This is a genomic window from Endothiovibrio diazotrophicus (assembly GCF_054657215.1).
On the sequence record NZ_BAAHXB010000154.1, the window covers coordinates 1 to 11,804 of the forward strand.

The window sequence follows — 11,804 nt, forward strand, 5'->3', positions numbered from 1 at the left end:
ATCTGGACGCCCTCATCGAGGCGCCCTGCACCGATGACGATGCCGTTCGCCTGCGCAAGCGCTTGGCGAATTTCCGTGGCGAGCTGCTCACCTTTCTCGATCACGCCATCGTCACCCCCGCCAATGATCTCGGCGAGCGACAGATGCGCAAACCCGTGGCCAATCGCAAAACCTGCCAGCAGAACCGCTCCGAGCGCGGCGCGGCCACCTATGCCAAGCTGCTGTCGCTGTTTCGCACCGCCGAGCTGCAAGGCGAGCATCCCGTGGAATTCGTCCTCGGCCTCACCCGCGAGGCCATCGCCGGAAAACACCGCCAGCTCGATCTCCATCAAGCCGTCGATCGCGCCGCCTGAGACCTCCCCGGCCCGCCCGCGGGCCGCTAGCCTTTTTCAAAAGGCTAAACTCTTACTTCCTGTAAGCCAGCGGTGAAACAAGTTGCACCCGCAGCGTTTCGCGGTGCCCGTTGTGTCCTTCCTGAAATCACCCCTCTATCCGAAAAAACTGTTCAGTTCGCTCGTCACCCCTCTTGAACTGAACACCTTTCGCATGACTCCTTTCGGCTAACCCGCTGATTAACGGGAAGGTCTGGGTTGGCTCGCTTGTTGCTTAACCCACATTCCACGCGTCGAAGGTATGTCTGCGTGTGGGATGAAATAAGAGTGCTGACTCAAGCGAGGACCAGCCGCTTTCTTGCGTCGGTTCGCGAGAGAAAGTCGGGATTGGAGCAGATGAAGGTATCAAAGATGAACAACGTGACAATTTGGAAACTGATTGGGGTGCTGCTTTCATTCTGCCTAGTAGGAAATTCGCTCGCAGAAGAGGTCCCGCCCAAAGATGTGTTCATCTATCTGGACCGCTCTTCGACGGTGCTGGGGGGAGGGCAGGATTCGCCCAGCAGGAAAATTCCCGAAATGTTGATGAAGCTGTTCCAGTCGAAGAACCCGTTCGACGAACAACTGCCCTACCTCACCGACCAGGATCAGGTGTTCCTCTACTCGTTTGGAGAGGACGTGAAGCCGATACAGGAAAACATCGGCGGGAAAGAGCAGAAGAACATCGAAAAAGAATTAACGCAATTTGCCGAGTCGAAGGAGAGCTCAAAGACTGATTTGGATCGACTGTTTTCCGCGATCTACACCAATCCCTATATCTACGGGGCGGCGGATGGCCGAATGAAGATGGTGCTGATCGCGAGTGATTTCATCCACGATCCACGAAACAGTAGCACGGACTTGTGCGCGGCCGCGGACCGCTTTATCGCGGGCGGTAGGGGGTGGGGGACGTCGAACCTCGAACAGTTGGTGGAAGGGAACAAGAGTCGATTGGCATTGAAGCAACTGCCGGTGGTGCTGGCGTTCATCTATATTTCGCCGGAGAAGATGCCAGAGACGAAAACGTCTAAAAACAAAGAAACGAATGAACTAAAGACTGTAGCGTTTCCGTATGGGAAGTGCTTCAACAGGCTCTTCCCACTGCGGCCTACCATAACGACTATAGAGAAGAAGGAGATCGGTGCGGTATTGGAGTACGCGAGTCTCAGTCGCGACATTGATAGTTTTGCCGGTAAGGTGGCGGAATCCTTCAACCGCTTCATGTTGCCACCGCTGAAGGTGGAGTCTGCCACCGGCCAGCCCAACGGGAGAGGGGGGTACAACATACAGCTGTCTCTATACAATCGCGGAAAAGTGGGAAACACAGTACGCAGCATTGAGTTGTTCGACTCCTTGGATGGAGACCGAATCATGCCGTCGTTGATCGATGAGTCTCGAGGGCCGATCGAGCCAAACGGAAGAGTGACGAGAACCTATTTGGTCAATCCCGAGCATGTGGAGAGGATTTCGGCTGCGAAGCAGTTGTACGTATCGGTCCATGACCAGTCTCGAACCGCGGGAGGGGATAAGAGATACCAGGTGTCGGTTCGAGATGTTGGTGAACTAGAGGTGCAGAAGGTGGAATTGGAGGCCCAGACCGGGGGGGGCGACCATCTGTTGATTGTAGAAACGAAGAATGGTGGGAAGCAGGAGAAAAAACCTCATTCAGTATTGATTTTTAAAGAGGCTGTAGGAGATGGCCCGCCAGAACGAGTATTAAAGGTCAACACCACACCCCTCACCGGAGGGGAGACGCGCCCACTGTCGGTACCAATAGGGAATGACGTGTATCGCATGCTGATTGACACGGTGTGGGTTGCGGTTGCCTACGATGCCGATAGTGTTACTGCAAGAAAGGAGGCCAAGGTTACCCGTGTCCCCGGCGTAATTGTGCCGATTGCTGCTCGCTGGAGTGAGATTGTTCCGGGACGATATCAGTTGAAGGTGACCGTGGCGAACAGGTCAAACTCTCTAGGAACGATCAAGGAAATAAAGATCTACGATGAAAATGGGGTGACAAAAGATTCCTGTAAGGTACACAAGACGCTCATCGACGCAGCTACAAAAGCTCAGGATGTGGCGTGTGCGGAACCATTTGATGCGCTAAATAAAAGATTTATCTTTGACCGAAAGCAGAATCAGCTTCAGGTGTTTGATGAATCTGGGACGTCGGATCGGGCAAAGTTTCCAATTGACAGCCCTCCTAGGACCAACATTGCCGTTGATGAACAGTCTGTTCGTGTGACCTCTCCCCAGGAAAAGACCGGTAAGTTATCCTTGGAGTTCAAGGCGCGCAATACCGATAATATATATAACTCTATCATTAAGATTGAAATGGCGAACGAAGTAGAAAAAACCTGGTATAAGATAAAAATAAAAGACGGGAATGTGCCGCAAGAGTGGGTTTTTGATACAAATAATTTCGAAAATGTCAATATCGATCTGCCCGAAGGTTTCGATAGACTAATCAAGGTAGATAGGCCGCTACGAATGCGAGTGTATGACCTTGGTGGTATGCAGGAGTACAGTGTGCAAGGTTTCGCAAGCAAGCCATTTACTATTAATGCTGAATCGGTGAGGTGGGCGACTGATCGTAGACTACTTTCTTTGATTATTACAAATAGTGCTGAGTATGCGCAAACGCCATCAAAGATTGAGTTTTCGAGTACAAATGACGGCGGTGGAGAGCTTGTTGATATTGCAAAGGAAGTAGAGATTTTTTCACAAAAAGAAAGCAGGAAGTTCGATTTGTCAGTGGCTGATCCAAGGTTGAACGCTATTCTTGCTGATGATATGTGGCTATGTGTTTGGTCGGAAGCTGCTGTTAAGGGGCTAAAAGATAAGTGTGACGGTGTTTGGTATGGGGTCGGTGCTCCAAAAATAGAAGGAAATATAGATGTTGTGGCAGATGGTGATGCGAAGCCACTTGCATTAGATGTGAAGAAAAAGAAGTTGCACGTCATTGCAACAAATCAAGATGTTTATCCGGTTAAGATTGATAAGGTGGTCGTGAAAGCTGGTGACAGAGAGGACGCTAAGCCGATTTCCATTCCAGTAGCAGAAAATACCATCTTGACGGGTGGTGGTAGTGAAAGGTTAGTGTTGAATTTGGATGACGTAATGGTGCGTGAATTGAGCACTGTAGATGCAATTCAAAACGCGTTGGTTCGTGTCGATGTCGCGAATCCGTCTGCTGCCAAGCAAGAGTATAGTGCGCTGAATTTGGGTAGTGTTTCAGCAGAAATTCAAGGCACATCATACGCTCAGCGTTTTCAGTCGAATGGAAATGTATCGTTGGTTAGAGTTGATGTGAAATTCTTAAAAAACTATCCAGAAAAAATATTGCTGAATGACTTGTCGATAGAGTTTTCAAAAGACGGAAAGAAGATTGGCAGGAGACATAAAATTGATAGATCAATAGTGATCGATTCGGGTGTGAAGTCGGAAAGCTTTTTGGTCAATACGACCTTGAATTCCATTGATCTGAATGGGGCGGTTGTAGATATTCTGAACAAGGACAAAAAGTTCAAGCAGTTTCCGGAGAAGCGGGTGAGCACCGTACTATTTGATGCATCGATCGTCGTGAGTGGAATTTTGGTGGCGATTCTCTTTGTGGTGGGTTTGCACGCATGGAAAGACAGAAGAGTCAGACGAAAACTTGCGTGTGGCGATGGCGACTGTGGCAGCGAGTCCGGGGATTTTGTTATGTGGGTGTTGTCCAACGGGAAGAGTCAGATTTCCAAGATCAAGGCAGGCACGGTGCTTGGTGCCACCGCGGGGCAGGCATACCTTCCGTTTTCTGGATGGAACATGGAGTTGGTTTGGTGGCTGTCTTCGATTCTGACCGCGCTCACCTTTTTGGGGTTGGCTTTCGTTGTTGCTCATCACGCTCAGAAGGAGATCTCCATCCTGCTGTACGGTGGAGTACTGTCGGCAGGGAGGATGTCCGGGACGAGAATGGCTAACGGCGGCGAGCCGTGGAGAGCCGTGTCGTCGGAAATGAGCCGGTTATTTCCTCACGGTGGTTGGTTAAAACATATTGGCACGGTGGCGGTGGCTCGAAATATTGTATATGTTGTGATCGTTCTGGCTGTCATTCTCATGATGGTGCCAATTCACAACTTCTGGTTTTCTACCGTTCACTCGCTATTTGGCAGCGTTGGCGTGAATTAAGATATTTGAATTTATTTTCGGCGCGAGGGAATTGGTTATGAATATTAGTTATCGCCCGACGGTCTTTGTTGGATTGGGTGGAACCGGCGTAAGGGTGCTTCGGCACATTTTATGGCTGAGTAAATTCGGGGGAGACAACTCGTTGAGCGGGTGTCTATCCAGTGGTCGTTTTCAATTTATCGGCGTCGACGCCAGTGAGGATAGCAATCGGCCCAACGAGTCGGTTGACGATCTACTCCCGTATGGCGCCAACACCCAGGGCGATCACGCCTTTAAAACCAGCAGATCGTTGCCTCGGCTGGAGCGGATGATCGTGGTGGAGCACGGCGCCATTGCCAGGGTGCTGCACTCGCTGCGTAGCAATGCGGTTCAAGGGGACAACGATGAGGAGAGCGATCCACCGTTCGAGCATCGAGCAATTCGAGCGTGGTTTCCCCTGGAGGAGGAAGAGGGGGCGGATGTCTTCAACTTCGATGAGTCTCGAGATGGCGCCGGGCAGTGGAGGCCGTTGGGGCGGGTCGGCTTCTTCCATGTCGCCAACGAGTATTACGGAGCGATCAAGGCGGCAGTCGCAACGGTTCGCGACCTCTCCGGACGCAACAGCTACCCCGAAGTGCAGATCGTCTGCTCGCTCGCTGGCGGAAGCGGCGCGGGGATGTTCTGGGACGCTGCATTCCTGGTGAAAAAAGTCGATCGCTGGTCGCGGGTGACAGGCTCCTTTTTGCTGCCGGAGGCGTTCGAGCACATGTCCTCGAACGATCGCATTCGCCCGAATGCATATGCCGCATTGAGCGAGTTGGCACTGTTGAAAAACTGGCGGCACGAAGGGGAACTTCACGTTGAGTATCCGATCAACGGCGGAATGAAGTACCGAGCCAGGGCCGGCGATCCGTCGGCGTTCGAGAAAGTGTATCTGTATGGGAACTACCACCCGCGCGAGAGTGCCCATGCCAGCGCGGAGAATCGAGTCAATGCGGCCTACTTTCGCATGGCGGAAAATATCCTGGCGCGTTGTAATGACGCGGTGAGGGGGACGATTCAGACCAGCGCGGATAACGAAAACAACGACTCCAGCAGCGTCGATGCAGAGAGAGTCGGGAAGTATATTTTCAGCACATCGACGAGCATCGGGCTCACGTCGATCCGTGACGGAGAAGTGGCCCTGCACTTCGTTCGTCGCGTTCTCGAGAGAGCAACGGCGGAATTCGATACGGACAACTATCTTCTCGCGAATTACACACCGACGGATAAACGGATGTGTGCGTCGTGTATGAATTCCAATGGCTTGTCATGTGGCGTGCCGATTGGTGTTGTTGATATGTCTATTTCAGAAAACGAAAAAATATTCGTGCAGCGAATGATGGATTCGGTCAGGGAAGCCAAAGGAAAATCTATCCTGGAAGGGTGGAGCGAATCGCTTAAATCTTTGAACAGGAACGTCAGGTGGGGGAGTGTTTCGCCGAAGGGTGTGTTTTCCGGCTTCGATGACTTCGCGTCGGCCCTGGAGGGCCTCCGTCACCGGCTCATTCACGCCAAGAGTGACGACAGCGGACTGCTGCATATCTCACTTTCGAACGGCGAACTACTTCGTGATGCGGTGGAGCGTCAACTCCATGTCGAAGCAGATGGGGTGAACTCGCTTCTCGCCTGCTTGAAGGCCTCGCAGGGGGTGTTGTCGGAGAATACGAAGAACAAGATCCGGGGATTAAAGAAGTGCTTGAATATCGAAAACGGCGCGGAGGAGTCGCCATTCCGGATCGAAATTCCCGCCATGACGTCGCTTCTGAAGTTCGAGCTGTTCGGTCACGAGTGCGTGGCCTCTCAAGAGGAGCGTGTCAACTACATCAAATTCGGTGGTTCTTACAAACTGGATCAGCTGTACGCCCTCTGGCTCGAACAGATTTCCGAGAAGATCTCGGAGGCGGCCATCCGATGGCGCGCGCTTTTTGTCGACCCGCAAGGCAAGGGCGTGGATATCGATACCGTCGAGCGGGTCGCGCGGACGGCGTTGCGCTCTCTTTCCGAGAATGGGGCCGCACCGGCGTATGTAGAGCTCAAGCGCTCCATCGGGGAGCTGGAGCGGGTCGATTCGTTTAATCGCGAGCGCATAGAAAAGGGCCGAAAGATCATCCTGGCGATTCGAGGCGAAGAAGGTGCCGAGCGTGATCTGGCTCGGGAACGGCGGTTGGATTGGATCCTCTCGGAGATATTCAAGGATGTCGTCGATCAGCGGGTTTTCTCGGCGGAAGACGGCGGCAACGAAGTGCTGCGAACAGCGGCGGAACTGGTTGTTCAGACGAAACAGGAAGCTGTGGTCCGAGTGTGTGCGCGGTACGGGTTGGGGACGACCGAATTCCCGAGAAACTCGACGACACCCTTTGGTCATCGGGTGCTGGGAAAAGGCGGTGTCTTGGACGGATTGTCGAAGATCTTTGACCAGATGTCGGTACCTCTTCGCCCAATCGACGAAAGTGCGGACGACGACGACGCGAGACGTTCGAGCGCGGTTTCGGCCGTGGCCGACCTCTTCGTGGCGCGGATTGATCCTACGGTGATCGGAGAGACACACTACTCCGAGAGCGGGGAAGATGGCTACGCCTCTTGGGTATTCGATCTCGTCGGCGTCATGGTGGCGGTGATTGGCAGCTGGCTGTCCAGAGACCGCGGCTTCGAGGTTCGCTATGGAAACAAGGAGGATATCGATCGTGCGTTGAAGACCTGCCGTAGTCGAGTGTTCACTGAGGGGGGCGTCGAGCGCCTTGTGCATAAGGAGAATCTGGTCATTGTGCAGCCGGTCAGCGACATTATCGAGGAGGGGGGCAAAAAGGAGGAGCGCGCCCGGCAAAGTCAGATTTCTAGGTTGTTTATCGCCCCGGCCAGCACGCTGCTTGGTGTCAGCAGCCCCTCGGTATCCCAGGTCAAGTCCGATTTTCCGATCATTTACTACGATCAGCTGTATCGTCACGGCCGCGAGATCGCGCGGGCGGAGGAGTATGGTGACGCGTTTCGCCATGTGGAAAAGAAAGACCAGAAGCGGTTCTTCGTCTTCGGTTCGCGTTTTCACGTTCCCGAGCTGTTGCAGGAAATACAGCAGCCGCGGAAGGCGTTTTGCGGCAACGCGGGGTGTACCTACAACATCGCTGGTCTCGACGGCAGCCAAATCGTCTGTCCTTCCTGCGACAAGCCGATCCGCAACCGCTGCGGCAATCGGGGATGCACGGAGTATTCGCTGGCGGAGAAGATCGGCTCAAGGGGGGAGGGTGTAGCAGTCGGTACGGACGGCGCACCGTATAACTGCCCGACCTGCCGCCGTCCCATACGGACCTACTGGTGGGAGTGTGCGGATCATTCGGAAAAAAAGATTCCGACCGACTATCACGCCTGTCCTTTGTGTTGGGAGGAGTTCCAGCGTGGAAGCAGGCGCTTTTCGGAGGTCTCCTTCGCGTATGAGAAAAAGACCTTTCCGTGTCCGGGCTGCGTGACGCTGGACCCGGCGGAGGAGCGCGTGGTAGCAATTCCACGGGAGTTTCGTCCGTTTTTCGAAAACGGGATCAACCCGCGTGTACAGGGCGGGCAATTTCAGCAACTGGTGCACAAGCACTCCCACGTCGTCGGCGAGAAACAGTGCCACAACGGGGAGAAACGCCATTTTCTCTTTCCTGTTTGTCCGACGTCGTCATCCCACACCCACCTGTTCCGAAACCTGAAGAACGAGTGGGTTTGTCAGGACCATCCGGGTGAGAAGTTCTATACGTGTCACCACTGCGACTACCCCATCCCGGCGGCGGAGTTCACCGAAGGGCACGGTAAGGTGGAATGCCCCCGTTGTCTGCGTACGGTGCAGACCTGCCACTACTGCTCGTCGCGGGATGGCTCGGTCTTTTCCCCGTTGCCGGACGACGGATGCATGGTCGATCGCTGTCCGCGGTGCAACAACCTGATGCGCCCCGCCTCCGACGGGAACATCCAGGTGGTCTCTTCCGGTATTTCGGAAGCCGGTTTCTGTAGCAATCTGTTCAGTTGTCGTGCGGGAGGAGATGCGTGGCACACCGCCACGGAGTACTCCATCGGGACATGCAGTGCCTGCGGCGGCGAAGAGAAGGGGGCGATCCTCGAGTATTCTTTGCTCGGAGAGTACGTGAAGGGATGTCCCATCTGTTTGAGCTTGACCGGTCTCGTCCATGAGGGGGCGGTCGTTCGTTACGCGCCGGTTGACTTGCTGTATCACTACCACCTTCATCAGTTTCCGGATCTTTCCGTGGACGGGGATCCCTGCCTGGTATGTGGAACCTCCGCCAGAGGGATTCTTGCGTGGATGGCGGAGGACACCAACTTCCTGAAAGGAACCCTTGAACAGCCTTGCCGCACCGGTGTCCACGACTTCCTCGCCGGCATTGGGGCAGATGACGCGCTGGCCAGTCTGCGCGAAGTGGTGAAGGGGGGAGCGCCCGCTCCCCAATTGAGGCCCGATATGGCGATGCGTGTACTCCAATTCTGTCGTGAGCTGGAGGAGCCTCGCGAAATATTGCAGGAGCTTCGAAAGGATGACGGTTTCCGTTCGGTCTACCGGGGCAAGCTGGCCCATCAGTTCCAGCCGATGTTCCGCAAGAGGACCAGCAGCGCGAAGGCGTTGATCTGTGTCCTTGAGAAGATCGACGAGATCTATGCGGAAGTGGTGAAACGCGAGCAGCGGGCTTAGGTTGCCGGTTGGGGGAGGGATAGCAGATGACGGTTTTTTCGATGGTGTTATTGGCGGTAGGAGGCACGGAGTCCGATAGCGAGGCCGTTGCCCGCGTGCCGCGACGTCTCGAACGTATTCAGTCCCTTGTCTCGTTGGAGTTTCGCCACCGCATTTCTCCGGCGCTGGGTGAGCCCAGTGTATTCATTGGATGGCAGGGGACGGCTCTCGTCGTAGCCTTTTCCAATTATCGCGGCGGCACCGCGGTGGATCGGGAGCTACTCGATCAGCTTGCGCGTTTGATTCCGTCGCTTCTGGAAGAGGGGGGCGTAGGCGTCGGGCTTCATCGCGGTGAGGTGGCCTTGGTTTCGTCCGTCGGGGGAGATGCCGTTCCGGTTGGCTACGAGGTCGATCACGCGGTGAGCCTCGCGAAACTGGGACGGGGAGTTGCCGTTTCGCGGGCAGCGATTGATGTGGCTCGGTTGTTTGGGGACGGGGTTTCGCTGTCCAACGAGTCGGTGGTGGAGATTTTGCGCTCGTCGCCTGAAGTGGTGACGGAGCTACGCTGGGATGGATCCGCGGCGTCGAAATTGCTGCGATCGGGCGGCTCGTGGGTCGGCTTTTCTTCGGGGCGGATGTTCCCGGAAATGCTGAAACGGGAAAAGAAGATCAAAAAACTGATCGTCGTCGCGGATTATGACGAGGATGTGCCGGAGTCCTATTGGGCAATAGCGGAACAGTTGCTTTCAAGTGTGGAGGACAACGGGGGGTGCTCGGTTTATCTTCCCGATCGGGGGAACCGGTCGACGGGGGCGGCGGATGATGAAGCTTATGTACAGGACAACGAGCTGATTCACTCGAAGTGGCATCGGATGGTTGTCGAGGGCAATACAATCAGTGGTCGACGCGACAAGTGCGGACTCTTTTTCTCGAGGAATACGCTGTTGCGGTTCGCGTATTTTATCGATCACCAATGTGTTGGTGGGCGAATCATATTGTTCCCGGGACTGTGGTGCGGGCAGGGGCTTACCGATAGCGTGCTGGAGTTGCGCTGGGACGGCGGCGAACAGCCGCCGGAATTTTATCAATATTTCTCCAAGTTGGCGGACCGAATACAGGATTTCGGTATCAAAGAAATTTGATTCGCCTTTCGCCCCTGATGGTTTCCATGTTTTCACACACTAGGTGATATGTGTTACGAAGCCCAAAGCGGAGTTTGAGTAAGGCCTATATTTACTGAAGAAACAAAAAAGGCCGGCTCAAAGAGCCGGCCGAAGAGAGGGGGGCTTGAAGCCCCCTTCTTGGTTCTTGTCGGCGCGATCAGATCAACGGCACGATCAACAGTGCGACGATGTTGATGATCTTTATCAGCGGGTTGACGGCCGGGCCGGCGGTGTCCTTGTAGGGGTTGCCGACGGTGTCGCCGGTGACCGTCGCCTTGTGCGCGTCACTGCCCTTGCCGCCGAAGCGGCCGTCCTCGATGTACTTCTTGGCGTTGTCCCAGGCGCCGCCGCCGGTGGTCATCAAGATGGCGACGAATATACCGGTGATGATGGTGCCGATCAGCAGGCCGCCGAGGGCCTCCTTGCCGAGGAAGACGCCGACCACCACCGGTACCAGCACCGGAAGCAGCGAGGGGATGATCATCTCCTTGATCGCCGCGACCGTGAGCATATCCACGGCACGCCCGTAGTCGGGCTTCTCGCTGTGGTCCATGATCCCGGGCTTCTCCTTGAACTGGTGACGCACCTCGTTGACGATGCCGCCGGCGGCGCGTCCCACCGCCTCCATGGCCATGAGGTAGGGGACCAGGCCGCCGATGAACAGGCCGATGAGCACCATGTGGTTGTCCAGCGTGAAGTTGGGCGCCGTGCCGCCCGCGCCGGCCAGGGCGTGGGTGTATCGGCGATGCCGCCGGCGCTGTGGGTGATCGCCACGAAAAGGATGCCCATCTACGCCCGGATGGGAATCGGGGATTCCCCCTATTGGAAGACCTGCTCGATCGCCTCGGCCGTAAGGATCCGCTCGGACCAGCGCAGCAGCGTCTCGTCGTCGGCCGCTTCGACTCGCGCGACAATGGCACTCGTTGGTGCTCCAAACTTGAGTTCGATCTGGCGCAGGAGAACCAGTGCCTGACCTTCATGGCGCCCCTCCACGCGCCCCTCTTCGCGTCCTTCTTCGCGCCCCTCTTTGCGTCCCACCTGTTGCCCTTGCTCGATATACCGGTCGATGAACGTCTGCATCAGCTCTCCTCCCCGTGGGGCCCTCTCCAGTACTTCACGCACGTCCCCCTCTTCGAGGGTCTGCGTGCCCTTCACATAGTAGCGCAACAGCGACTCCAGGATTGCCGGTGCGCCTTCGCTCTCCAACACCTCCACCATCAGCGCGACCAATTCCGCCAACCGTTCCGCCGGTCGATCGCTGTAGATGTGGCGTAGCGCCAGTTGCACCAGCCGGGTGAGCACCTCGCCGCGAATCTCGGTCTCGCTGTGGGACGAGATGTCGTGTAGCGCGTAGCGAAAGTGCGGCACGAAGGGCTGCAGCGCCTCGGGCAGGGGCGCTACCAGTTCGTGAAAGTCGGT

4 protein-coding genes and 2 pseudogenes are annotated in these 11,804 nt (G+C 55.5%); 4 read left to right on the top strand and 2 right to left on the bottom strand.

The window, feature by feature from the left end:
* From ACYQ2W_RS23775 to ACYQ2W_RS23790, 4 genes and pseudogenes are all read left to right on the top strand, one after another.
* Positions 1 to 353, top strand: a pseudogene (locus tag ACYQ2W_RS23775) (IS66 family transposase); the annotation flags it as partial.
* 390 nt (positions 354 to 743) lie between these two features.
* Positions 744 to 4,544 (top strand): hypothetical protein, encoded by a 3,801-nt coding sequence (locus ACYQ2W_RS23780; RefSeq protein WP_459873048.1) that lies wholly within the window; start codon positions 744 to 746, stop codon positions 4,542 to 4,544.
* 37 nt (positions 4,545 to 4,581) lie between these two features.
* Positions 4,582 to 9,243, top strand: coding sequence for a tubulin-like doman-containing protein (locus ACYQ2W_RS23785; protein WP_459873050.1), 4,662 nt, complete (start codon positions 4,582 to 4,584; stop codon positions 9,241 to 9,243).
* Positions 9,244 to 9,269: 26 nt separating this feature from the next.
* On the top strand, positions 9,270 to 10,364 hold the full coding sequence (locus ACYQ2W_RS23790; RefSeq protein ID WP_459873052.1) for a hypothetical protein: 1,095 nt from the start codon (positions 9,270 to 9,272) through the stop codon (positions 10,362 to 10,364).
* Between the two features lie 178 nt (positions 10,365 to 10,542).
* On the opposite strand, the pseudogene ACYQ2W_RS23795 reads toward ACYQ2W_RS23790, so the two are convergent.
* Positions 10,543 to 11,124: pseudogene (locus ACYQ2W_RS23795) on the bottom strand (sodium/proton-translocating pyrophosphatase); the annotation flags it as partial.
* 80 nt (positions 11,125 to 11,204) lie between these two features.
* The coding region (locus ACYQ2W_RS23800; RefSeq protein WP_459873054.1) for an Rpn family recombination-promoting nuclease/putative transposase at positions 11,205 to 11,804 on the bottom strand (600 nt) is incomplete at its 5' end.